Below are 24788 nucleotides of genomic sequence, written 5' to 3'. Positions count from 1 at the left end.
CAAGCTACCGGGATAGAACGAAGGTGGAAACGCAAAAGCCGTCGTCAAGCAAATACTGCGTTGTGCAGTGCTTGACGACGGCTCGCGTAATCAGACCCTCGGTGGGGCAGAACCCCTAGCTGTGGGAACTAGACGCGCGACTTAACTTCGTCGAGGTTAGTTTCCGGGTGCTCGATGAGGTCTCGGTCTTCAAGCCCCTTCGGCAGCAGGAACAGGGCAATCAGTGCCGGGATAGCCATGGCCATCAGGTAGATGGAGATGTAGAACGGGTTACCGGTGGCGTCCATGATCATCTGGGCAATCATCGGTGCGAATGCACCACCCAGGACAGCGCCGATGGCGTAAGCGATGGAAGCGCCGGAGTAGCGAACCTCAGCCGGGAACATCTCGGAGTACATGGCCGGCTGCGGGCCGAAGGTCAGTGCCAGCGGCAGGGTGAGGACTGCGACGGTCATGACGTAGAGGAACGGGCCCTTATCCAGGATGTTCCACATGACGGCTTCCCAAATCATGATCAGGACGTAGCCGATGATGAAGGTCTTTGCGCGGCCGATACGGTCGGACCAAGCGCCAGCCATGAACATGAAGATGGTCCAGCAGATACCGGCGACGAGAGTGCCTGTCCAAGCGACGGTTGCCGGGTAGCCCAGTGTCTTCTGTGCGTAAGCGCCGAAGAATGCGATCACGAGGTAACCGGTGGCCTGCTGAGCAGCGAAGATCAGGGCGCCCTGGATAACCTTGCCCCAGTGGTTGCGGAAGAGCTCCGGCAGCGGAGCGGAGCGCTCAGCAGACTCAGCCTGCATAGCCTGGAAGACCGGGGACTCATCGACGGTGCGACGAATCATGTAACCAATCAGAACCAGGATGAAGGACAGCAGGAATGGCACACGCCAACCCCAGTCCATGTAGGCTTCCTCGCCGATGATTGCCATAACAATCAGCATGGTGCCGGTAGCCAGGGTCAGACCCAGCGGAACACCGGCCTGCGGGAATGCGCCGTAGATACCGCGCTTTTCCTTCGGTGCGTACTCCACGGACATCAGGGCTGCACCGCCCCATTCGCCACCTGCGGAAAGGCCCTGGAAGATACGGAGCAGAACCAGCAGGATAGGTGCGGCGATGCCGATTGACTCATAGGTCGGCAGCAGACCGATACAGAAAGTAGCTGCACCCATGCCGATGAGGGTGAAGACCAGAATCATCTTGCGGCCGTAGCGGTCACCGATATGGCCGGCGACGATAGCGCCAAGCGGGCGGAAGAGGAAGGAAATACCCAGGGTTGCCCAGGCGAGCACCTGAGCGACCTGTGGGTTCGACTGTGCCGCCGGCTCGATGAAGTGCGGAGCGAGCACGATAGCTGCGGCCTGAGCGTAAATCAGGAAGTCATAAAACTCGATGGTCGTACCCACGAGAGTTCCCGTGAGCACCTTGCGGCGCTGCTTGGGATCATTCGCGATGATCGAAGTAGTCATAAAACAACAAGACTTTCTTTACATACCCGTCCGCACGGCCATCGAGGACCTTGGTGATCTCAGCGGTCGTGCAGAAATCGCCCCAGGTTTTTCTCAGCCAGCGTTTGGGGAATCGACAGATTGTTTGACGGTGTCGAATTCTTACACAGCCAGGCCTGTAGCGACCAGTGTTTGAACTTCAGCGAGCGACAACAAAAAGTGGGCAACGGGGGTAATGGGGGTTGGTGAATGACGGTAGATTTCCTTTGTTTGTGACCGAATTCATTTCCTGAATGTCTGGGAAGGGTGGAATCGGGGGTATGTAAAGGGTGTGGAATGGATGCTGCTTAACGACGGGCCGTTTCCGGCCTGATGTGCGCGAGCTGATGGCCGTTTGTGCGTGAGGCTGTCTTAAATAGGGGAAATCTGCGTTTTATGGCTGTTCGGCTACCCCCACATTGAACTAATTTGTAATTATATAATCAGAAGTTGTGTGAATAGTGCGGCGAAAGTGGCGCAAGATACGAAAGAAGTAACGGAACAATAACGATGTAGTGTCGAAAAGGTCATTGCCCCCGGATGGGGCAGGGATGCAAGGTCGGCAACATGCCACCCCGAGACGGGGGTGTGAGCCCCAGGTTTCAGGGGCATTTGTGCCGAGACCAACCCGAGGTGACCAAACTGGGCACGCCACCGCATTAGCCACCACTCCACTAGTCGCCACAGCACTAACCGACTCAGTTGCCCCGCCCCGCCTGCTCAACTATCTCGGCACACCTCTTGTGGTTAGCTCCGGTGGCTTAAAATCTGCACCATTGTGCGTAAGGCGCTGGGGACCGTCGTAAAGTAAACGACATGTCTTCTCACGCAGGAACTAACGGCAATGAAAATGAGGTACCTCACGGCAGGGCCAAATCCAATAAAGGCACGCCGTTGTGGCTGCTCGCCGCAATTGCAGTTTTCGCCGTCGCGTGGGGTGGCAATGAATTCACACCGCTGATGGTGATGTACCGCGAAAACGCTGACCTGGCGCCGGTGTTCATTGACCTTCTATTGCTGGTCTACGCTCTCGGCATCGCGCCGGCACTGCTGATTTCTGGCCCAATCTCGGACCGTATCGGCCGTAAGCCGGTGATGCTCGCCGCGCCGGTGCTCTCGATTCTGGGCTCGACTCTCATCGCGCTGGGCGAGACCATCGCCCCGCTCATCCTCACTGGTCGTTTTATCTCGGGCTTGGCAGTCGGCATTGTCATGGCCGTGGGCGGCTCGTGGGTAAAGGAGCTTTCCGATCCACGCTTTGACCCCAAGGCCACTTCCACCTCGGGCGCGAAGCGTCAGTCCATGGCGTTGACCTTGGGCTTTGGCCTGGGTGCGGGTATTGCCGGCACGTTGGCGCAGTTCGCACCGCTGCCGGGGCAGTTGGCTTATATCATCCACATCCTGATTTCTATCCCGACAATCTTCGGTCTTGTGGCTGTGCCGGAGACCCGCCAGTCGCCGCACCTGGGCGGCAGCAACGCTCCGCATGAAAGCGTCTGGGAGTCTCTACACACCCCTTCGGTAACTAACCGTCGCTTCCTGCTCGTCGCCGCGATGGGAGCGCCGTGGGTCTTCGGTGCAGCCGGTGTTGCCTATGCAATCATTCCTTCTCTGCTTCAGGACCACGTCTCCCAGCCAGTGTTCTACTCCGCGATGGTCACACTGTTTGCGCTGCTCTGTGGTTTTGGTATTCAGCAGATTGGTCCACGCTTTGTGACCGAACACAACGCCCACGGTTCGCTGATCGCAATTGGCATTGTGGTTATCGGCATGGGAATGGCCGCATGGATGTCCGCCAACCCCACCGCAGTGACGGCGTTCATTGCAGCGCTGGTGTTGGGCGCCGGCTACGGTCTGTCCATGTTTACCGGCCTCAACGAGGTACAGCGCATCGCTGGCCCACGCGATATGGCTGGTCTGACCGGTATCTTCTACTGCCTGACCTACGTCGGCTTCGCATTCCCGGCAATTCTGACCAAGCTCTCCGAGTCCATCTCCTGGATGACCTACCCGGTCATGCTCGGTGGCGGTATGGTCATCGCCATCTTGATGGGCTTGGTTATTTTCTTCAATTCCACTGTCAACCTGCCACAGCGCGCTGAGTAATCTCGCATTCCTCGGAAGACTAATCAACCCCGTCAATGTGAGGTTGGCACACGTATAAGCGGTTTTCCTTACTAAGCGCCTATAGTTCTTCCTATGGAGAAGCACAAGAACGAATCACCGGCCACCGCGATGACAGAATCGTCGGCAAGCGCGAAACCGCGCGCGCTGGTGACGGGTGGTGCGGGATTTATCGGTTCGACGCTGGTTGACCGGCTACTGGCTGAAGGGTACGCGGTCACGGCGCTGGACGATCTCTCCCACGGAAAGCTGGAAAACCTCCAGCAGGCATCGCTTAACGACGACTTTGAGTTCATAACCGCCGATGTGCTGGAGGTGGACTGGGACGAGCTGCTCGAGCAAAGCGGCCCGGAGGTTATTTTCCACCTCGCAGCGCAGATTGATGTTCGGATTTCCGTGGCCGACCCGGTGCGAGATGCGACGCTGAACATCATTGGCACAATCAAACTTGCCGATGCGGCCCGAAAGCACGGTGTCCGCAAGGTTGTGTTTACATCTTCGGGCGGTTCCATCTACGGCACGCCGGAGGAGCTTCCGGTGACGGAAAACGTGCCGGTCAATCCGATGAGCCCCTATGCCGCCTCAAAGGCAACGGGCGAACTGTACTTGAATATGTTCCGCAATCTTTACGGGCTCGAATGCTCGCACATCGCGCCGGCGAATGTGTACGGCCCGCGGCAGGATCCGCACGGCGAGGCCGGTGTGGTTGCTATTTTCGCCCAGCGACTGCTGGCGGGAGAGCCAACCAAGGTATTCGGTGACGGAGGAAATACCCGCGACTATGTCTATGTCGACGATGTGGTGGATGCTTTCTACCGCGCATCCGGCGAGGTCGGTGGTGGAATGCGCTTTAATATTGGCACCGGCGTAGAAACCTCGGATCGGCAGCTGCACTCGTTGGTGGCGCAGGCTGCGGATGCCGAGGATAATCCAGAGTTTGCACCGCCGCGCACTGGTGATGTGGCGCGGTCGGCGTTGGATCCCACGCGGGCGCGTGAGGTACTCGGCTGGGAGCCAGCTATGAGTATTCAGGAAGGTGTTGCTCGTACTGTGGAGTACTTCCGGAATCAGGGCTAGCGCAGCTTACGCGGGCGGCTTCGCGCAGTCGTCCGCGTAGGTTAGCCGTGAGTCAGCCAGGTTACTTGCCAGCTTCCTCCGCGCGCTTGGCGTGGATGAGAGCCAGCTCGATATTGTCCTCGAACACGTCGAGAGGCTGTGCGCCCGAGACGAACTGAGTACCAACGAGGAAGCCCGGAGTACCGGAAATGCCCAGCATGGAACCGAACTGGGTGGCATTCTCGACCGCCTCGGTCCACTTGCCGTCCTTAAGCTCCTTTTCAAAGCGCTTCATGTCCGGCACACCGGCCTCACGAGCGACGGCAATCAGTTCCTTTTCAGTGAACTCCGGGTGGCCCTGGCCCTTTTCGCCGGCCTTCTTAAACAGCGCACGGGAGAACTCCCAGAACTTGCCCTGAGCTGCCGCGGCACGGCCGGCCTCAGCGTCCTTGATGGCCTTCTCACCATTGATGGCCATATCGTTCCACTCCAGGCGGACCAGTCCCTCATTGACGTACTTTTCCACGAGGGCAGACTCGGTTTCGTTTGCGAACTTCGCGCAGAACGGGCATTCGAAGTCCGAGTAGATTGAGATTACGACCGGCGCATCCACTGCACCGAGAGCAAAAGGATCATTTTCATTGCGGCGGTGGACATTGTCCATATCCTCCGGGGACTTCAGCTGCGCTCCCGCCTTTGGGCCGTAGATGCTGGCGTCGAAAGAGCCATTCGGGCCAGGTACAGGCGCAATTTCCCCCTTGCCTGGTGCAACGCCCGCCATGTTGACGGTGCTCACGCCGTTGAAGCTAGCCGAACGCGAGCCAGCGAAGAAGCCCGCTGCGCCGACAACGATCAATGCGACGACAGCTAGCGCCCATGCGGCGTTCGGAATCGAGTACCACGACTTGGTTTTTCCATCACTGTCGGCAGACCAGGACTCCAAGTCCTGTTCAGTGGGTACCGGCTGAGAAGCCTGCTGGGGTTCCTGCTGTGTCCCCTGCGGCGCTGCGTCTGCCGAGGGCTGCTGCGAATCGCTGCTGTTGTCAGCGGCGATGTTGTCCTTATTTTCTTCGCTCATGGCTTCTATGGAACCACAGCCTCAGATTCACATGCGCTTAGCGTGCCGATTAGTCGGACGGAGCGTTGTTCTCGGCGTTCGTCGCGCTGTCTTTTTGGCTGCTGTTCTGGCTGCCCGAAATCACAATTTCTTCTTCCGGACGCACAGCGGTCTTCAAGGCCACTGCACGAGCCAGTCGCGCGTAGCGTAGCTCCTGTTCGCGGAAGCGAATGTAGGACGACACCGTGGTAAACACGAACGCCAACACCAGTACGTAGAGCAGCAAATCGGTGCCCCGGGTCACACCAATCCAGTTGGCCACCACGGTCAGATCGTCGGGACGCACGATTGCCCACAGGCACGCGATGACGAAAACGACGAATCCCAGTTTCACGCCCGCCTTGGCGCGTGCTTTACGACGGTTAGCGACGAAGTAAGCCACCAGGCCCACCATCGCCAGCAGCAAAATAATTTGAACGATGGATGCGGTCATGGCAGCCTCTTCGAAATCAGGGAGTCGGCAAGGATATTGACACCGTTGAACAAGGATTGCCCTTTGGACATGGAGTATTCCGTGTAGAGGATGTCCACCGGCTGCTCAGCGGTACGCCAGCCTCTGTTGTCCATGACCTCGACAAATTCGGAGGCATGGCTCATACCGTTCATGCGCAGGTTCAGTTGCTCTGCCACCGTGCGGTTGAAGGCGCGCAGGCCGTTGTGGGCGTCGGTAAGACCGAGCCGGCGCGTGCGTGGTGACAACATGACCACCGTCTTGAGGACAATTCGCTTAATCAGCGGCACCTGGTCATCTTCGGCGCGAGGGCGGCCGAAACGGGTCCCCACAATGATGTCGATTGGTTCGCTGCGCAGTCGCTGCACCATGGCGACTACGTCCTTGACCTGGTGCTGGCCATCGGCGTCGAAGGTGACAAAGTACTTCGAGCCAGCCTGCGCGCGAGCGTATTCCACGCCGGTCTGGATAGCCGCCCCTTGACCCAAATTGACAGGGTGGTTGACCAGGTGAGCGCCAGCCCTGTGGATCTCCAGGCTGGAGTTATCCGAAGAGCCGTCGTTGACCGCGACAATGTTGGGGAAGGTCTCGCGAGCGTGCTCGAGAACCTCACGAATAACCTGGCCCTCGTTGTAGCACGGCACAATCAGCCAGGTGTCCGAGAAATCCATGTTGTCAGTCATCGCTCCGAAGCCTACCGCACAAACAATCGTCGATACGCGCGTGACATGAGCTGAGTTGGCAAAAGTCGGAAAAGTGTCCGCACCGCCAAGTTAAACACCGCCCGCGGCCTGGAAATCAGCCCCTCAGCTACCAGCGTGCGCTGGAGCTGACGTTCACCGCGGATGATGCCGCGCGAGGTTCGCCGCTCGAACATGCCGTCGGCGCGGAAGTACACCAGCGGCTCGGGCAGATTCTCAAACTTCGCGCCGGCGGCCATGAGGCGCACCCAGAGGTCGTAGTCCTCCATCAGACGGATGTCGCGATACCCACCGACCTCACGCACCTTCGCCGTTCGCAGCATCGAGGAGGGGTTATTCACGGGCGAATTGATCTTGATATAACGCGCAATCTCGGCGTGCGTCTGCGGCAGGGTCCGCACACGCACCACATTGTCCGGCGTGCCCTCGAACTCCGCCATTGCACTGCCCAGCACATCCAACTCCGGATTAGCGGTCAGCACGTCCCACTGCTTTTCAAAGCGGTCCGCACGCGCAATATCGTCCGCATCCAGCCGCGCCACCCATGGCGTTTCCACCAACTGAAGACCCGCCTGCGAAGCCACTCCCGAGCCGCCATTTTCCGCACACCGCAGCACGGTCATCTCCGAATGCGCCTGCTCATGCTTGACGACGACCCGGTCGAGTTCCTGCTCGATCGGGCCATCGATGACCACAATGACGTGCGCGGCCGGACGCGTCTGGTTCCACAGCGACTGCAGCGCAGCATCGAGCTGGTCGGGGACGACGCGGTGGTAGACGGTCATGAGAACCGTGAGGTTAGTGATGGTGGACATGTGAGTCTCGAACCTTGGGAGTTGCAGGGGGATGTGGACGGTTTTTTTTTGGGGGGGGGGACGGCATTGGATGTGGGTGGTGTTATTCCACCGCAAAAGCCTCCGATACGGCTGACCTGGCAGCACGTGGGGAAAGTTTGCGCAGCGCAAGCAGGTGAATGACAACACCTACTGCAGAGCCTACGGCGATAGCCGCGACCGTGCGTACCGACAGGTGCCCAGGAAGGAAAAGAATAGCAACGGCGATCGTGGTCGCAGCCAACCAACCGATCAGATACATATGGTGCTTTTCCACTGCCAATGTGACCGAGCCGGTAATCATCAACATGGCGGTCAAGGTCGCGCCGAGCGTCAGCGCTGCGAGCACCGGCCCGGACACGTGATAGCTATCGTCCAGGATGAGAGTCATGATCCACGGGCCGATGAGCCATGCCAAGCCTGCCCCGAAGGTGCCGAAAGCAGCCAGCGCTCCCAACGGCTTGGCCAGCGCTGCCAGCACGCCCTCGGAGCGGTGCCGGACAAAGCTCACAATGATGGCGTTTTGGAACTTCTCCAAGGGCATGAGCAGCGGAGCGCGCGTCAGCGTTACGGCGTAGGCGATACCCGCAATGGTCACCGCTGCGGTGAAGTTGTTGGCATGCGGCGGGGTCAGCGACTCGGCTATCCCTGCGCCAGTGGTGACCGCTTCGCCGGCAATCTTGACGATTGTCGGAAAGCCTGTGACCAGCACAGCAGATGCGCCGGATGCGCCCATGGCCGTGACCATGAGAGTGATGAAGCGGCGCACCGGGACGTCGGCACGCGCGAACATGACCGAGCGGGTTGCCGGGGAAAACAGCGCGAGAATAAGCCAACTGACAGTGCCGAAGACCGTGATAATCAGCCACGCCAGCAGGCCCCAGCCGAAGTACCAGGCGATGAGTGCCAGAGCCACGCGCACGAGAATGTCAATCATGATTAGCGCGGCGTAAGGGCCCCACAGTTGGCGGCCGCTGAGCAGACCCGAGGTGGTGGCCTGCATAGAGTACAGCGCCAGACCAAAAGCCATGAGCAGAATTGCAGTGCCGGCGTCATCCTGCACGACCAGTGGGGCCCACAGCGGACCCGTCACTGCCATGGTGACGAAAGTAACTGCGGCGACGCCCAGGGACACTGTGATGGGACGAGCACCGAGAGTTTGACCCGCTTCCGAGGCTTCCTGCTCCTGGCTCTGCCCCTGCTCTCGATCCCGATCCCGCCCTCGCGATTCCGCAGCGCCGATTGCGCGCGTGGTCTCCTGCATCAGCCCGCCGAGAACACCCGTGAGCGCGAAGAAAAGCCCCCAGAACGCCACGAACTGCAGGTTTACCGCATTGGGGAGTGCGCGGGCCGAGATAATCAGCACCGCGAAGCTGCCTAGCGCCGCGACAATCGTGGCCAGCGACAACCATTTGAAACCGGACATTGACGTGCCTCTAGCTCTCTAGTCCTTGGCCTTCGAGTAGCCGAGCTTTTCAAACTGAGCGGCCAGTTCCTCGTCCACGATTGGAGCACCATTATCGTCGATGCCCTGGTCAGCAGGGGAACGCGTTGGGTCGGTGGGGAAGTCCGGCAAGGAGCTGCGTGACAGCCAGGAGTCAAAGATGACATCCAGGTGCGAGGTGGTGATGCCACGCTCACGGCATACGCGGTTGGCCAGTGCGCGGAAGTCCACTGCATCGACCACACTGTGGCGGTTGGTGGTGGTCCACTTGCGCACCAGGTCGAAGAACACCTTGTCTCCCAGCAGCAGACGCAGAGCGTGCACAGTCAGCGCGCCGCGCTTGTACAGACGGTCGTCGAACATCAGCTTGGGCCCTGGGTTGGCGATGACGATGTCCTGATCATCTTCAAGCAGGTCCAGGTAGTGCTTGCGGGCGTGCACATCCGCGCTGGCACCGCCGCTGACCTCGGACCACACCCACTCGGAATAGCAGGCAAAACCCTCGTTGAGCCAGATATCGCGCCACTGCGAAATGCCGACACTGTTGCCGAACCACTGGTGCGACAACTCGTGGGCAATCAGTCGATTCCACGTGTCCTTGCCGTCGGCGTGGTTGGCTCCGAAGATGGACAGACCCTGTGCCTCGATGGGGATCTCCAGGTCGTCTTCACAAATGACCACCTGGTAGGCACGGAAGGGGTAAGGGCCAAAGAGCTTGGCGAATTCATCGAGCATGCGTCCCTGGTCGCGGAAGTCGTGGCGGGCATTTGCCACCAACTCAGAGGGCACCCAGGCCACTACGGTCGAGGTCTGGCACGGCAGCTCCACCTTCTTAAACTGGCCGACATTGATGGTGGCCAAGTAGGAGGCCATGGGCTCCTCGGTGACAAACCGCCAGCGGCGGCGCGATCCGCCCACGTTCACCGGAGCGTCGGCAAGCCCTGGTGCGACGACCTCGTAGGGAGCGTCGGTGACCATCGTGAACTCGTAGAACGCCTTGACCTCGGGATCGTCATCGCAGGGGTACCACGACGCCGCGCCCACCGGCTGCGATGCCACGAGTGCGCCGTTTTCCAGTTCCTCCCAGCCAATTTCGCCCCACTTCGAGCGCACCGGACGTGGCGTGCCCGAGTAAGTGACAATCAGCCGCAGCGTTTCGTCGGGAGCCAACTCGCGGTCAAAGGTGACGCGCAGCTTGCGTCCCGAATGGCGCCAGCGCTTTACATCGATTGAGTGTGCCTGCGAATCGGAAATCGCATCCACCGAATCGGCCCCCAGCGCATCCGCAAAGTCGAGCGTGATGTGTGAGGTCCAAGCATTGATTTCGATATGCAGAGTCGCCGTCGCCTTCAGACGATTCGGCCCGACCCGATAATCGAGGTCCAGCTCGTATTTGTTCACCCGGAAACCCAGGTTGAACGCAATACCGGTATAAGGATTATTGAAATCAGCGCTACTCACGGCTGTTACCTTACTTGAGCTTGTTCCACAGCCACGTAGATATGAGTGCCTCGACGAACGCGACCTGCGAATTATCCGCCGCACCGGCGTGGCCTCCTTCGGTATTTTCGTGATAATCCACCGGCTGTCCCGCTTCCTCCAGCAGCCACGCCAGGCTCCTCGCATGTGCCGGGTGGACACGGTCATCCCTGGTAGACGTCGTAATCAACGCTGGTGGGTAGGCGCGCTGCTCTCGCTTGACGACGCGCTGGACCGGCGAATACTGCGCAATCGCAGCCCGCTCGGTGGGGTCGTCCGGGTTTCCATATTCGGCCATCCAGGAGGCTCCCGCGGACAGCTTGTGATAGCGCATCATGTCCGCCAGTGGCACCTGGGACACCACTGCGCCCACCAACTCCGGGTAGGAGGTTAGGCAGACAGCGGTCAGCAGCCCGCCGTTGGAACCACCGCGCACGCCCAGCTGCTCGCGCGTGCAGTAGCCGCGTTCAACCAGGTCGCGCAGCACGGCCTGATGATCCTCATAGACCCTCATCCGCTCAGTCTTGACCACCGAGGAGTGCCAGGTCGGGCCGAATTCGCCACCGCCACGCAGGTTGGCCTCCACGAAGTACCCGCCCCGCTCGAGCCAGGTCAGGCCACGAATCGCCGAGTACTGCGGGACCAGTGAGACCTCGAAACCGCCGTAGGCGTGCACGAGGGTAGGGGCTGGGTTCGGAGTGGGTGCGTCTGTGGTTGTCTCCGCGCCTGTGCCATCACCTGTATCAGCGCCCGCCTCCGCGCCGAAGCGGCCGGTGATGCGATACGGAATGCGCGTGCCATCGGCCGAGGTCGCCCAGTGCTGGCGTGTCTCCAACCCCTCACTGTCGAAGAGCGCCGGAGCACGCCGCACTTCCGTGAGCGGGCTGCCGACTTGCCCGTACCAGAGGGTTGCCGGCTGCGTTGCCGAGGTCGACACCAACCAGATCTCATCATCGCGTTCAGAGGTCGTATCAATCACGCTCACAGTGGCCTGCGCAGGTAACTCGCCGAAGGCCTCCACCGGCTCCCATGAGGCCTCGCGCAAGACAACCAACTTCGTCGCGACATCCTCCAACAGCGTCAGCACCAGGAAGTTCTTCGTCCATGCGAGCTGCTGGAACGACGTGTGCGCATCCGGGGTGAAAATCACCTCCACCTCACGCGAGCCTGCCAGCCACTTTTCTAGCTCCACAACAGCCACGCCACCAGCCGGAATGCCGTTGAAGTCCGTGCGCGGCATCAGCACCAGCCACTGCCTATGGACACTCGTCCGGCAGTCCTGCGGCACCTCCAGAATCTGCAGCGAAAAGTCCCCATTCTGCTGCGCCGCCAACTTGCCCGAACGCTCCGCTGCCACGAACCGCTGCGAATTATAAAAATCATGCGCACGCTCGACAAACAGCCGCTCGAAACCCTCCGTCGCGTCGAACCAGCCGCCCACGGCCACATCATCACTGTGGCCCGAGAAAATCACATCCGCGCTTGACGACGGCGTGCCGCGCCGCCACCTACGTACCTGCCGAGGGTAGCCCGAATCCGTCAGTGACCCCGGACCAAAATCACTGCCAACGAGAATCTCGTCACGGTCCAACCAACAGACATCGGACTTCGCCTCCGGGAGGTAGAACGGCTCATCCTCGACAAAAGTGCAGTTGACGAGGTCAAACTCCCGCACCACGGTGGCATCGGCGCCGCCGCGAGAGAGCAGAATTAACGCGCGGTCGTAATCCGGATAACGGCACACCGTGCCCTTCCAGACCCAGTTTTCTCCCTCGGCTTTCGCCAGCTCATCGAGGTCAACCAGCACTTCCCACTCGGTCGCCTGCGGATCTTCCTGGCCAGCCAGATAGCTCTGCAACGAGGTGCGCCGCCACAGACCCCGCGGATGCTCGGCATCCCGCCAGAAGTTATAGAGGTACTCGCCGCGCCGCGCCGGGTATGCGATCCGGGCATCGGTGTTGAGCGCAGTCAGGATGCGTTGTTCCAGGTTGGTGCGGTCGCTGGTGTCGTCGGCAAGCGAATCGACGCCTGCGACGGTGGCCTCCGACTGCGCGCGAGCCCACGTCAGCGCCTGGGAGCCGTCGATATCGTCCAGCCAATCGGGGACAAGGTCAGTGGAGAGGAAGGAGAAATTGTTGCCCAAGTCGGTGTCCGTGTCGGTGCCCATGCCCACCACCGTAGCCGACAGCAGTAGGTAAAACCGGGACTCGCGCGTGAAGTAAAGGCAAGTCGTGCGTAGACTTGTGCACGTGGCTGAACATTTTGATCTTGTAGTACTCGGCGGCGGTCCTGGCGGATACGTCGCAGCAATCCGTGCATCCCAGCTGGGGCTGAAGACCGCTGTGGTGGAGAAGCAATACTGGGGCGGTGTCTGCCTCAACGTTGGCTGTATTCCATCCAAGTCTCTGTTGAAGAACGCCGAGGTGGCGCACATTTTCAACCATGAGGCTAAGACCTTCGGTATCTCCGGCGATGTCTCCTTTGACTTCGGTGCCGCACACGCGCGTTCGCGCAAGGTGTCCGCGGGCATCGTCAAGGGTGTTCATTTCCTGATGAAGAAGAACAAGATCACCGAAATCAACGGTTTCGGTGAATTCACTGGCCCGACCTCCATGGCCATCACTGATGGCGATGACAAGGGCAAGGAAATTACCTTCGACAAGGCGATTATTGCAACCGGCTCTGTCGTCCGTTCTCTGCCGGGCGTTGAGGTCGGCGGCAACATCGTTTCCTACGAAGAGCAGATTCTCTCCGACGAGCTGCCGGACTCCATGGTTATCGTCGGCGCTGGCGCCATCGGTATGGAGTTCGCATACGTCTTGGCTAACTACGGCGTGGACGTCACCATCGTCGAGTTCATGGACAACGTTCTGCCGAACGAGGACGCAGACGTCTCCAAGGTTATTGCCAAGGAATACAAGAAGCTGGGCGTCAAGCTCATGACCGGGCACAAGACCACCTCCATCGTGGACAATGGTGACTCGGTTGAGGTCAAGGTCGAGGCCAAGGATGGCGGCGACGAGCAGACTCTGACCGTCGACCGCGTTATGGTCTCCATCGGCTTCGCACCGCGCACCGAGGGCATCGGCCTGGACGAGGCCGGTGTTGAGCTGGGCGAGCGCGGCGAGATTGTCATCGACGAGTACATGCGCACCAACGTCGACAACATCTACGCCATCGGTGACGTCACCATGAAGCTGCAGCTGGCACACGTCGCTGAGGCACAGGGCGTTATCGCAGCTGAGCACATGGCGGGACACGAGACCGAGACCATCCCGGACTACAACATGATGCCGCGCGCAACCTTCTGTAACCCGCAGGTTGGTTCCTTCGGTAAGACCGAGGCGCAGGCCAAGAAGTGGGCAGAGGAGAACGGCCGCGAGATTAAGGTCTCCACCTTCCCGTTCTCTGCAAACGGTAAGGCCCAGGGTCTGGCGGAGCCGGCTGGTTTCGTGAAGCTCATTGCAGATGCTGAGTACGGCGAGCTGCTGGGTGGTCACATGGTGGGCGCCAACGTTTCCGAGCTCATGCCGCAGCTGGTTCTGGCTGAGAAGTACGAGCTGACCACTGAGGAAATCGGCCGCGCCGTTCACATTCACCCGACCATGTCCGAGGCTATGAAGGAAGCAGCCGAGGGCGTTATGGGCAAGATGATTAACCTGTAAGAGGTTGTGGCTTTGGCCTAGGGCCAGCCTTCGCTGGTCCTGGCTCAGGCAGATACGAGTTAGTGCTTAAGTTTATGACAGTTTGACCGTGAAAATCGGTGCGAAAGTGTCATAAACTTAAGCACTTTCTTTTTGGGGTCTTCCTTTTTTGGGGCATCCTGCGCGAACCAAGCCCCCCCCGCAAACAGGCCGGCCCTGCACCCGTCGTAAAGCGAACTAGTACGGCGAGACGGTGGAGCGGTGCATGTTGATGTCGATATCGCGATGGATCGGCGGGAACGCGCGCTGCGGACAGGCCTCGCGGGAGCAGACCCTGCAGCCAGCACCGATCGGAGTGGCGGCGTCGAGGTCCGCGAGATCGAGACCATCGGCGTACACGGTGCGCTCAGCGTGACGGGCCTCGCAGCCCAAACCGATGGCAAAAACCTTACCTGGCTTGCCGAAACGTGCCGCGTGATGCTCCACGGTCCGCGAGATCCACATGTACGGCCGACCATCCGGCATGAGCGCGACCTGCCGCATGACTTTGCCGGGATAGGAGAAAGTCTCGTAGACGTTCCACAACGGGCAGGTACCGCCCGAATGCGTGAAGTGGAAGCCCGTGGCGGATTGACGTTTGGACATGTTGCCCGCGCGGTCGACGCGCACGAATGTCCACGGGATACCGCGCAAGCTGGGGCGTTGCATCGTGGACAGTCGGTGGCAGATGGTCTCGTAGCCCACGCCGTAAGTGCGCGACAACAGCTCGATGTCGTAGCGTTTCGACTCAGCCATCGCATGGAACGACTCATACGGCAGAATAAGCGCCGCCGCGTAGTACGTCGCGACTCCGCGCTGCGCCAGCTTCCGCGACTCCTCCGACATGAAATGCCCGGACGCGACAGCCTCGGAAATGGTCTCGCCCTGCTCCAAAAACCCCAGCTCCGTGGCCATGCGGAAGGCCCGCTGCCCCGGCGAGAGGTGCCGCGCGAGGTAGAGCGTCTTCGTCCGCCGATCAAGGCTGTGCTGCACATCGCCTAACGACGATTCCAGCGCAATCCGAATCCCATGGTCGTTGGACAGCCTGTCGGCCAGCACAGAGACCACATCGGTGGTCTCGTCGGTGATGCGCAGCTCGCGAGCCAGCTCCTCGGCGGCGGTGTCGACCGAAGCGATGTAGTTCTGGCGGGCATAGAAGTAGTCGCGGACCTCCTCATGTGGCATGGTCAGCGCCTGTGAGCCGGAGGCGGTGTCGGTGCTGTTGCCGAAGTTGCGCTCCTCGGTGGCCAGAGAGAGTTTGTCTGTGACGTTGCGGTAGCGGCGGTGGATATCCACCATGATGCGGGCGATATCAGGGTGGTCGCGAACCATTTCCGAGATCTCCTGCAGGTCCATGGGGGACTTAGCGATCTCCTTGTCCATCACCACGTCCTGAACCTCAGCGAGGAGGCGAGAATCGTCATCGCGGGAGAAGAAAGTCGCGTCAACGCCGAATGTGTCCGTGATGCGGAGCAGCACGGGCACAGTCAGCGGGCGGACGTCGTGCTCAATCTGGTTGACGTAACTAGCCGAGAGGCCCAACGCCTGTGCGAGCGCAGCCTGGCTGAGGTCGCGCTCGCGGCGTAGCTGGCGGAGGCGGGATCCGACATAGGTTTTCGACATACTGCCCAGCATATCGCGGGCTTTGCTGAACTTGTGTAGAAAACCGTTGCAACCTTTGCTTACGTGTGTAGGTGCTGAGGTTCTCAGGCACGCTTCACGACGGCCCGGAGTCGACATGTCGATGAACACACAAAAACACCCAGCGAGGGCTGCAAGTGCAACCCTCGCTGGGTGTTGAAGTTAGGTCCTTGACCTAAGCCCTAAGCCGAGTGACTTAGAACTGACCCTCCTCGGTGGAGCCCTTCAGGGCGGTGGTGGAGGAGTTCGGGTCGACGGTGGTGGCGATGCGGTCGAAGTAGCCAGCGCCAACCTCGCGCTGGTGCTTGACAGCGGTGAAGCCGCGCTTCTCGGCAGCCTCGAACTCGCGGTTCTGCAGGTCGACGAATGCGGACATCTGCTCGCGAGCGTAGCCGTAAGCCAGGTCGAACATGCCGTAGTTCAGGGCGTGGAAGCCAGCCAGGGTGATGAACTGGAACTTGAAGCCCATCTTGCCCAGCTCGTTCTGGAACTTGGCGATCTCGTCCTTCTCGAGGTGAGCGGACCAGTTGAAGGACGGGGAGCAGTTGTAAGCCAGGAGCTGGTCCGGGTACTCAGCCTTGACGCCCTCAGCGAACTTCTTAGCCAGCTCGAGGTCCGGAGTACCGGTCTCCATCCAGATCATGTCAGCGTACGGAGCGTAGGACTTTGCACGCTCGATGCACGGCTCCAGGCCGTTCTGGACGTGGTAGAAGCCCTCGGAGGTGCGGTCACCGGTGATGAACTTCTGGTCGCGCTCATCAACATCGGAGGTGATGAGGGTAGCGGCCTCAGCGTCGGTGCGGGCGATGATGACGGTCGGGGTGTTGGAGACGTCAGCAGCCAGGCGAGCAGAGGTCAGGGTGCGGATGTGCTGCTGGGTCGGGATCAGGACCTTGCCGCCCAGGTGGCCACACTTCTTCTCAGAAGCGAGCTGGTCCTCCCAGTGGGTACCAGCGGCACCAGCGTTGATCATAGCCTTCTGCAGCTCGTAGACGTTCAGAGCGCCACCGAAGCCAGCCTCACCGTCAGCGACGATCGGGAGCAGCCAGTTGTCGACGGAGTCGTCGCCCTCGATGCGAGCGATCTCGTCTGCGCGGAGCAGAGCGTTGTTGATGCGACGAACGACGTTCGGCACGGAGTTGGCCGGGTACAGAGACTGGTCCGGGTAGGTGTGGCCGGAGAGGTTAGCGTCACCAGCAACCTGCCAACCGGAGAGGTAGACAGCCTTCAGGCCAGCGCGAGCCTGCTGAACGGCCATGTTACCGGTCAGCGCGCCCAGAGCGTTGATGTAGGAGTCGTCCTTAACGTTGACGCCTTCCCACAGGATCTCAGCGCCGCGGCGAGCGAGGGTGTTCTCCTCGACGACGGAGCCCTGGAGCTCAGCAACCTGCTCAGCGGTGTAGTCGCGGGTGATACCTTCCCAGCGCGGGTTCTCGTCCCAATCCTTCTGGATTTCGGCGGCGGTACGTGCCTTACCAACGTTAGACATAAACGGAGTCACTTCCTTTTGCTTGCTTTTTGAACTCCGGGTGCTGACTTAAGAACAATTCCGACAGAACCGATCTACAGGCTGACCCGATAGTGACCGCGGTGTCACGTGAATGCAGGGGGCGCTAGCAAAGTGCTGTACCCCTGCACACAAACACGCGAACAAAAACAATGTCCGCTTCCGCGTGCCATGTCTCACATTTTGGGGCATAGCGCTACGTTCGTCAAGCAGCTTCCGATGTGAATTCAAGTATGTAATACGGATAACACTTGTGAAGATTGCAAACATTGTGATGTGTAGCTTGGCTTTAACAATTTTCGCCTGTGACCGGCCGGTACATTTGTACTGTTATTTCCCTATGGCGGACTCGCGAATAATGTTCCCCCCGCTTTGGGGTGATTTATATTTTGGTATTTATCAAAGCTGGCCGTTAACAGTGTTTGGGGTTTAGGGGGTGTTTCGCTACCCCCGAAATTACGGCCGTAAAGGTGGAAACGGGCTTCTAAATACACTGCCGTTACACCGTCAGTACCCCGCCGGAGCATCCCTGGGTAGTGGCCAGGGTCTCGGTTGTCATCTCGCTTTTATGGTCTGGTTTGAAGGCGGAGGCTGTAGCGACGTGATTGGTCGCTGGCCGTTGATATGCAGGTCGCAATAGTAAATGTCTGTGAGGCGCGACACTTTCCCATTGTGTGTGGTGTTCTGTGGCTGGAGGAAAGAGTGCCGGGGATGCTGCAGTCAATGCGGGTGGGGGAGGGCTGGTTGTGGCGTCAGGACTGAATGCCCGAATGGTCATTGGGGAGGGGTGGGGTCTGTTCGCAGGGTGCTCGTCGTAAAGCGAATGAAATGGCAAATGTGAGCGGCGCTATACCGGGCTGGCGGTTGGCGGTTATGGAAAAAGACGGTTCATAAGTGCGCCGAATCACATACAGTAGGGGAACAACGCATCCAGTGTGAGCCGCTGACGTGGCCGTGGCTGGATGGGCAAATTGCAATCAATAGTTTTGAGGAGAGCAATGGCACAGCGTATTTCGGCAGGTGGAATGCAGGTCGCGAAGGTTCTTTACGACTTCGTTAATGACACCGCACTCCCCGCCGCCGGCATTGAGGACAAGGACGCGTTCTGGAACGGCTTCGGTGACATTGTCGCTAAGTACACTCCGCGCAACCGCGAGCTGCTGGCCAAGCGCGATGAGCTGCAGGAAAAGCTCGACGCTTGGTACAAGGAACACCCGGGCGAGCAGAATCAGGATGAGTACGTCGCATTCCTGAAGGAAATTGGCTACCTCGTTGACAACCCGGGTGACTTCCAGGTCACTACCGCTAACGTCGACACCGAGATCACTTCCACCGCTGGCCCGCAGCTGGTTGTGCCGGTCCTCAACGCCCGTTTCGCCATCAACGCTGCGAACGCACGCTGGGGCTCGCTTTACGACGCGCTGTACGGCACCAACGCTATTCCTGAAGATGGCGGTGCGGAGAAGGACACCCCGGGCTACAACAAGGTCCGCGGTGACCGCGTTATCGCATGGGGTCGTAACTTCCTGGACAAGGCTCTGCCGCTGGTCGACGGTTCCCACGCGGACGTCACCTCTTACGACATCGTCGACGGTCACCTGCAGGCAACCCTGGAAGGCGGCGCTACCTCCGGTCTGCGCGAGCCGGAGACCCTGGTCGGCTACACCGGTGACAAGGACGCGCCGGAGTCCATTTACTTCAAGCACAACGGTCTGCACATCCAGCTGCTGATTGACCCGGAGTCCCCGGTTGGCAAGACCGACAAGGCTGGCGTCAAGGACATCATCCTGGAAGCCGCTGTCACCAACATCATGGACCTCGAGGACTCTGTCGCCGCAGTCGACGCTGCAGACAAGACCCTGGGTTACACCAACTGGCTGGGCCTGAACGTCGGTGACCTCGCAGTCGAGTTCACCCGTGGCGGCAAGAAGCTGTCCCGTACCATCAACGACGACCGCACCTACACCGCTCTTGACGGTTCCGAGGTCACCCTGCACGGTCGTTCCCTGAACCTGGTCCGTAACGTCGGCCACCTGATGCAGAACCCGGCCATCCTCGACCGCGACGGCGAGGAGATTTTCGAGGGCATCATGGATGCCGTCGTCACCGCTGTGTGTGCAATCCCGGGCCTGGATCAGGACAACGCACGTAAGAACTCCCGTACCGGCTCCATCTACATCGTGAAGCCGAAGCAGCACGGCCCGGATGAGGCTGCTTTCACCAACGAGCTGTTCGCAGACGTTGAGAAGCTGCTGGGTCTGCCGCACAACACCCTGAAGGTCGGCCTGATGGACGAGGAGCGTCGTACCTCCGTCAACCTGGACGCCGCCATCAAGGCTGTTTCCGAGCGTGTCGTCTTCATTAACACCGGCTTCATGGACCGCACTGGTGATGAGATCCACACCTCCATCCAGGCTGGTCCGATGTTCCGCAAGGCTGTTCAGAAGACCGCTCCGTGGATGCTGGCTTACGAGGACAACAACGTCGACTCCGGTCTGGCACACGGCCTGCAGGGCAAGGCTCAGATTGGTAAGGGCATGTGGGCCATGACCGAGCAGATGGCCGAGCTGCTGGAGCAGAAGATTGGTCAGCCGAAGCAGGGTGCGTCCACCGCGTGGGTTCCGTCCCCGACCGGTGGTGTGCTGCACGCTACCCACTACCACGAGGTTGACGTCTTCGGTGTTCAGGACAAGCTGCTTACCGACGGTCGCCGTGACACCTTCGGTGACCTGCTCACCATCCCGGTAGCGGCAGCTAAGGCTGGCGAGCCGGGCGCTGACTGGTCCGATGAGGACAAGGCCAACGAGCTGGACAACAACTGCCAGTCCATCCTGGGCTACGTTATCCGCTGGGTTGAGCAGGGTGTTGGCTGCTCCAAGGTGCCGGACATCAACGATGTTGACCTGATGGAGGACCGCGCTACCCTGCGTATTTCCTCCCAGACTCTGGCTAACTGGCTGCTGCACGGTGTTGTCACCGAGGAACAGATCATCGATTCGCTGGAGCGCATGGCCGAGGTCGTTGACCGCCAGAACGAGGGCGATGAGGCATACCTGCCGATGGCTCCGGACTTCGACAAGTCCATTGGTTTCCAGGCCGCCAAGGAGCTCATCCTCGATGGTGTGAACCAGCCGTCCGGTTACACCGAGCCGATCCTGCACCGCCGTCGCCTGGAGTTCAAGAAGCGCGAGGGCATCGACCAGGATTAATTCTTGGTCGGGCTGCGGCTGCCGAGCCTGAAATAACAAAATAGATATCCATACTGCCGGTGTGTAGGTGGTATTGGCTAACCTCTGATGCCAATTCCGCATGCGCGCCGGCAGTTTTGTTTTTGGGGGAAGCGCACCATGATTCTCAGATTCGAGATACCCGGGTTCGCAAGCGGGGCAGGGGCAACGTTGCTAGCGTTGATTGGGAAGTTAATTGAGAAAATGCAGTCTGCAACGTCCAAGGAGCTGCGACCCCCCATGACTAATTCCACGACTGACAGTGCTACCAACCTCGCCAAGGCCAAAGAATTCCTCCATAGCGCGGGCGCAATCCTCTTTGACCTCGACGGAGTGATTACCCCTACCGCCGATGTGCACGAGCAGGCGTGGGCGGACATGTTTAGCGACTACTTCGAGCACAAGGGTGTCTCGGCCTACACAGAGGAGGACTACTTCACCTACCTCGATGGCCGCCGCCGCGATGAGGGCATCGCAGCAATCCTGGAATCTCGCGGCATTTCGCTGCCACACGGTAGCGATGAGGACACAGCGAAAGACGAGACGATTGTGGGACTCGGGAAGCGCAAAAATGATGACTTCTTGGCGCGAGTCGAGAGGGGAATTGAGGCCTACCCGGGGTCGGTTGCGCTGCTCGACGAGTTACAGGGCGCGAGGGACTCGTCGGCAAGCGAAAAACCGCAGTTGGCGGTGGTTAGCTCGTCGAAGAACGCGGTGCCGGTGCTGACGGCCGCTGGGCTGCGTGAGCGGTTCGTGGAGATTGTTGACGGCGTGGTGGCGCATGAGAACAACCTGCCGGGTAAGCCAGCCGCCGATACTTTCGTGTACGCGGCGAAGAATCTGGGGGTGGCGCCGCGCGATGCTGTGGTGGTCGAGGATGCCATCAGTGGTGTGCAAGCGGGTGCAGCCGGCGCATTTGGTCTGGTCATTGGTGTTGACCGCGGTGCTGGTGCGGAAGCGCTGCGCCGAGCGGGCGCCGACGTTGTGGTCAGTGACTTGGCGGCACTCGTCTAGGCTGGCTCGTGACAAATGGCTGAGACAAAACCGGAAGGCATCATGGCCAACGATTCGACCACGGCAGCAGTCGACGAGACCGAGCGTGTGATTCCGCAGGGGCAGGGTCACGACGCGGAGACCGCAGAGGCTGAAAAACAGGAGGAGACGGTGTCCCCAGTTCGTCGTAAGCAGCGTCGTAACTTCCCGGCGGATCGTGCGGATAAGCACCACCACCTTGTAAATGCCGAGGGACTCATGGACCGAGACATCACTCCGGTCGATGAGTGGCGTCTGATTGAGACGAAGCCGAACGGCCTCCCGCTCGGTTTGGGCGAGACGCTGTTTGCGCTGTCGAACGGGTACATCGGCATGCGTGGCAACCCGCCGGAGGGCCGTGACTCCAGTGAGCACGGCACTTATATCAACGGTCTGCATGAGACCTGGCCGATTAGGCACGCCGAGGACGCCTACGGCCTAGCCCGTCAGGGGCAGACGATTGCCAATGCTCCGGACGCCAAGGCAATGCGTCTCTACATTGACGATGAGCCCCTGCGTCTCGGCAATGCTGAGGTCAGCGACTACGAACGTAGCCTGGATTTCCGCGAGGGTGTGCTGCGTCGTCGGTTCATTTGGCGCACCCCGGGTGGCAAGCGCGTTCGCGTCACCTCTGAGCGCATGGTGTCTTTCCAGGAAAAGCATGTCGCCGCGATGAGTCTGGAAGTCGAGCTGCTGGATGCGGATGCTGCGGTGATGATTAACTCGCAGATCCTCAACCGCCAGGACGGCGAGGACGAATACCACGATGCCGCCAAGGCGCAGGGCACTGAACTGGATCCCCGTCGCGCCGAGGCGCTGGAAGACCGCGTTCTCATTCCGGCATTTCAGTCGGAATCGGCGCACGGGCAGCGCTCGACGCTGGGCTACCGCTGCGCGAACTCCGGTATGACCGTGGCTACCTCCATGGACCACACCTTTACTGTCCGCACTCCCGACGGTACGGAGCCGTTCGTAGAGATTTCGCAGTCGACCGAGCCGGATGTGGCCAGCTCCCTGTTCAACCTGGATGCGCCAGTCGGCACTGTCATACGCCTGGAGAAGCTGGTCGCGTACCACTCCTCCCGTAAGGTGCGTGCTGAAGAGCTGGCATTCCGCTGTGAACGCACCCTGAACCGCGTCGGTCGCATCGGCATGCTGGGGCTGATGGAGAACCAGGAGGAGTGGCTCGAACGCTTCTGGGAGCGCTCTGACGTGGTCATTTACAATCAGCCGGAGATTCAGCAGGCAGTGCGCTGGAACATTTGGCAGATTATCCAGGCCGCCGCCCGCGCCGAATTCCAAGGCGTCCCGGCCAAGGGAATGACCGGCACCGGCTACGGCGGCCACTACTTCTGGGACACGGAAATCTACGTGACCCCATTCCTTACCTATACGTCGCCGCAATTCTCGCGCAATGCCATGCGTTTCCGCTGGGACATGCTCGAAGCCGCGTGGGCGCGTGCCGACGAACTGGCGCACGACGGTGCCCTCTTCCCGTGGCGCACTATCAATGGTCAGGAGTCCTCGGCCTACTTTGAGGCCGGCACGGCGCAGTACCACATCGATGCGGACATCGTGTACGCGATGATGAAGTACGTCTATGCCTCCGGCGATGAGGAGTTCCTGCTCAAGGAGGGCACGGATCTGCTGCTCGGCACGGCCAGGTTTTGGATGTCGCTGGGCTTCTTCGATGCCGAACAGCGAGAGTTCCAAATTCACAGCGTCACCGGTCCGGATGAGTACAACACCGTGGTGAACAACAACCTGTACACCAACGTGATGGCGCAGTATAACCTGCGGGTTGCTGCGGACGTCGTCAAGCAGATGAAGCGTGATCGCCCTGCTGCCTATCGCGAACTGACCAACCGCTTCGACCTCACCGAGCGAGAGGTTGAAGAATGGGAGCAGGCTGCTGAGGCGATGTACATCCCGTTCGATGAGAAGCTCGGCATTCACCCTCAGGATGACCAGTTCCTGCTGCGTAAGCGCTGGAATCTCGACGATCCCGAAGTTGGCCCGCTGCGCCCGCTGCTGCTGCATTACCACCCGCTGACGATTTACCGTCACCAGGTCATTAAGCAGGCGGACGTCGTCCTCGCACTGTTCCTCATGGGCAATCGCTTTACGACGGAACAAAAGCGCGCAGACTACATGTATTACGATCCGCTCACCACTGGTGATTCCTCGCTGTCCGCCGTTGTGCAGTCCATTGTTGCGGCCGAGTTGGGCTTGCAGGAGCAGGCAATGGACTTTTTCCTCCGCGGACTCTATGTGGACCTGGCGAACTTGCATGGCAACGCTGCCGATGGTGTCCACGTCGCATCTGCCGGTGGAGTGTGGCAGTCCCTGGTCTATGGCTTCGGTGGTTTCCGCGACCACGATGGCCGCTACAGTATCGATCCGCGTCTGCCGGAAGACTGGAGTGGTCTGACGTACCGAGTCACTATTCATGGTTGTCGTATCCGGGTGACGGTGCGTGGCCGCACGGTGGAAGTCGTCCTGGAGGAGGGCGACCACCAGGTTGGACCGATTATGGTCGCGGGCCATGAGGTGATCGTTGGTCCGGAGCCGTTGACCGTGGTGATGGCGAACTCGGATCAGAGCGAGGATTAGTCGGACGGCTTCGGCTGTACACGGTGCCAATGGGGGGGGGATTGCCTGTTGGGGGTGGCTGTTTGGGTTCTTTGGGGAATTCGGCAGGGGTAAAAATAAAGAATTTCGCAACATAATTATTGAGTATTAAAACCGTCCACCTGAGAAAAGTGGGCGGTTTTTTATTTTCGTGCTATTTATGTTGCGTTATTAGCTGGTTTGGGCAGGTAAAAAATCGGCAAAAGTCGGGGTAGGGGCGTTTTTATGGTGGGGAAGAGGATTTATACAGCGACGACATCAGAAGTGGCTAAAATGCGATAACCTGAGAAAAGGCGGAGAAAAGACCTAGGTAACCTGTGAAAATCCCCACCCAAAAGGGGGAAAAATGTTTACCAGGCGCTGTGTGACTTT

The 24788-nt window shown here is 59.8% G+C and carries 16 protein-coding genes; 6 read left to right on the top strand and 10 right to left on the bottom strand.

From position 1 onward, the window contains the following. Positions 1–128 precede the first annotated feature (128 nt). Complete coding sequence (locus ADB08_RS08470; RefSeq protein WP_049172393.1) at positions 129–1472, bottom strand: MFS transporter; 1344 nt, start codon at positions 1470–1472, stop codon at positions 129–131. Between the two features lie 834 nt (positions 1473–2306). Here ADB08_RS08470 and ADB08_RS08465 point away from each other — a divergent pair. Next, complete coding sequence (locus tag ADB08_RS08465) at positions 2307–3596, top strand: MFS transporter (RefSeq protein WP_049172391.1); 1290 nt, start codon at positions 2307–2309, stop codon at positions 3594–3596. A 129-nt stretch (positions 3597–3725) separates the two neighbouring features. Further along, on the top strand, positions 3726–4691 hold the full coding sequence (locus tag ADB08_RS08460) for a GDP-mannose 4,6-dehydratase (RefSeq protein ID WP_038629306.1): 966 nt from the start codon (positions 3726–3728) through the stop codon (positions 4689–4691). A 61-nt stretch (positions 4692–4752) separates the two neighbouring features. Here the strand turns inward: ADB08_RS08460 and ADB08_RS08455 are convergent, their stop codons facing one another. The 7 genes from ADB08_RS08455 to ADB08_RS08425 form a co-directional block, all read right to left on the bottom strand. After that, positions 4753–5748 carry a DsbA family protein gene (locus ADB08_RS08455; protein ID WP_049172390.1) on the bottom strand — a complete coding sequence of 332 codons (996 nt, stop codon included), beginning with the start codon at positions 5746–5748 and terminating at the stop codon, positions 4753–4755. Between the two features lie 49 nt (positions 5749–5797). After that, complete coding sequence (locus tag ADB08_RS08450; RefSeq protein ID WP_049172389.1) at positions 5798–6220, bottom strand: DUF2304 domain-containing protein; 423 nt, start codon at positions 6218–6220, stop codon at positions 5798–5800. After that, positions 6217–6909, bottom strand: a complete 693-nt coding sequence (locus ADB08_RS08445; RefSeq protein ID WP_016421953.1) for a glycosyltransferase family 2 protein — start codon at positions 6907–6909, stop codon at positions 6217–6219. The genes ADB08_RS08450 and ADB08_RS08445 overlap by 4 nt, the downstream gene beginning before the upstream one ends. 23 nt (positions 6910–6932) lie before the next feature. Further along, positions 6933–7754 carry a glycosyltransferase gene (locus ADB08_RS08440; protein ID WP_049172388.1) on the bottom strand — a complete coding sequence of 274 codons (822 nt, stop codon included), beginning with the start codon at positions 7752–7754 and terminating at the stop codon, positions 6933–6935. 82 nt (positions 7755–7836) lie between these two features. Further along, positions 7837–9198, bottom strand: coding sequence for a lipopolysaccharide biosynthesis protein (locus ADB08_RS08435; RefSeq protein ID WP_049172385.1), 1362 nt, complete (start codon positions 9196–9198; stop codon positions 7837–7839). A gap of 18 nt (positions 9199–9216) precedes the next feature. Continuing rightward, complete coding sequence (locus ADB08_RS08430) at positions 9217–10677, bottom strand: M1 family metallopeptidase (RefSeq protein ID WP_049172382.1); 1461 nt, start codon at positions 10675–10677, stop codon at positions 9217–9219. A gap of 10 nt (positions 10678–10687) precedes the next feature. After that, the gene (locus ADB08_RS08425) at positions 10688–12862 is read right to left on the bottom strand and encodes a prolyl oligopeptidase family serine peptidase (RefSeq protein WP_080971505.1); all 2175 of its coding nucleotides are present in this window, start codon (positions 12860–12862) and stop codon (positions 10688–10690) included. Between the two features lie 82 nt (positions 12863–12944). On the opposite strand from ADB08_RS08425, the gene lpdA reads away from it, so the two are divergent. Then, positions 12945–14360 (top strand): dihydrolipoyl dehydrogenase, encoded by a 1416-nt coding sequence (lpdA, locus tag ADB08_RS08420; protein ID WP_049172413.1) that lies wholly within the window; start codon positions 12945–12947, stop codon positions 14358–14360. Positions 14361–14576: 216 nt separating this feature from the next. Here the strand turns inward: lpdA and ramB are convergent, their stop codons facing one another. Then, positions 14577–16001, bottom strand: a complete 1425-nt coding sequence (gene ramB / locus ADB08_RS08415; RefSeq protein WP_038629316.1) for an acetate metabolism transcriptional regulator RamB — start codon at positions 15999–16001, stop codon at positions 14577–14579. A 214-nt stretch (positions 16002–16215) separates the two neighbouring features. Further along, positions 16216–17508 carry an isocitrate lyase gene (aceA, locus tag ADB08_RS08410; protein WP_016421960.1) on the bottom strand — a complete coding sequence of 431 codons (1293 nt, stop codon included), beginning with the start codon at positions 17506–17508 and terminating at the stop codon, positions 16216–16218. Positions 17509–18524: 1016 nt separating this feature from the next. Here aceA and ADB08_RS08405 point away from each other — a divergent pair. From ADB08_RS08405 to ADB08_RS08395, 3 genes are all read left to right on the top strand, one after another. Then, complete coding sequence (locus ADB08_RS08405; protein ID WP_048732321.1) at positions 18525–20735, top strand: malate synthase G; 2211 nt, start codon at positions 18525–18527, stop codon at positions 20733–20735. Positions 20736–20993: 258 nt separating this feature from the next. Next, positions 20994–21767, top strand: a complete 774-nt coding sequence (locus ADB08_RS08400) for an HAD family hydrolase (RefSeq protein WP_172620228.1) — start codon at positions 20994–20996, stop codon at positions 21765–21767. A 15-nt stretch (positions 21768–21782) separates the two neighbouring features. Continuing rightward, positions 21783–24398: a glycoside hydrolase family 65 protein gene (locus tag ADB08_RS08395; protein WP_049172380.1), complete on the top strand. Its 2616-nt coding sequence runs from the start codon at positions 21783–21785 to the stop codon at positions 24396–24398. Positions 24399–24788: the final 390 nt, after the last annotated feature.

The organism is Corynebacterium sp. 239_CJEI (assembly GCF_001055995.1).
In the GTDB taxonomy this organism is placed as follows: domain Bacteria; phylum Actinomycetota; class Actinomycetes; order Mycobacteriales; family Mycobacteriaceae; genus Corynebacterium; species Corynebacterium jeikeium_D.
This window is presented reverse-complemented; position numbering and strand designations above follow the sequence as displayed.

Coding starts and splice junctions, on each gene's coding strand:
- ADB08_RS08435 (WP_049172385.1), bottom strand. CDS start 9,198: ATGTCCGGTTTCAAATGGTTGTCGCTGGCCACGATTGTCGCGGCGCTA.
- ADB08_RS08425 (WP_080971505.1), bottom strand. CDS start 12,862: ATGGGCACCGACACGGACACCGACTTGGGCAACAATTTCTCCTTCCTC.
- ADB08_RS08450 (WP_049172389.1), bottom strand. CDS start 6,220: ATGACCGCATCCATCGTTCAAATTATTTTGCTGCTGGCGATGGTGGGC.
- ADB08_RS08400 (WP_172620228.1), top strand. CDS start 20,994: ATGACTAATTCCACGACTGACAGTGCTACCAACCTCGCCAAGGCCAAA.
- ADB08_RS08445 (WP_016421953.1), bottom strand. CDS start 6,909: ATGGATTTCTCGGACACCTGGCTGATTGTGCCGTGCTACAACGAGGGC.
- ADB08_RS08405 (WP_048732321.1), top strand. CDS start 18,525: ATGGCACAGCGTATTTCGGCAGGTGGAATGCAGGTCGCGAAGGTTCTT.
- ADB08_RS08395 (WP_049172380.1), top strand. CDS start 21,783: ATGGCTGAGACAAAACCGGAAGGCATCATGGCCAACGATTCGACCACG.
- aceA (WP_016421960.1), bottom strand. CDS start 17,508: ATGTCTAACGTTGGTAAGGCACGTACCGCCGCCGAAATCCAGAAGGAT.
- ADB08_RS08440 (WP_049172388.1), bottom strand. CDS start 7,754: ATGTCCACCATCACTAACCTCACGGTTCTCATGACCGTCTACCACCGC.
- ADB08_RS08470 (WP_049172393.1), bottom strand. CDS start 1,472: ATGACTACTTCGATCATCGCGAATGATCCCAAGCAGCGCCGCAAGGTG.
- ramB (WP_038629316.1), bottom strand. CDS start 16,001: ATGTCGAAAACCTATGTCGGATCCCGCCTCCGCCAGCTACGCCGCGAG.
- ADB08_RS08455 (WP_049172390.1), bottom strand. CDS start 5,748: ATGAGCGAAGAAAATAAGGACAACATCGCCGCTGACAACAGCAGCGAT.
- ADB08_RS08465 (WP_049172391.1), top strand. CDS start 2,307: ATGTCTTCTCACGCAGGAACTAACGGCAATGAAAATGAGGTACCTCAC.
- ADB08_RS08460 (WP_038629306.1), top strand. CDS start 3,726: ATGACAGAATCGTCGGCAAGCGCGAAACCGCGCGCGCTGGTGACGGGT.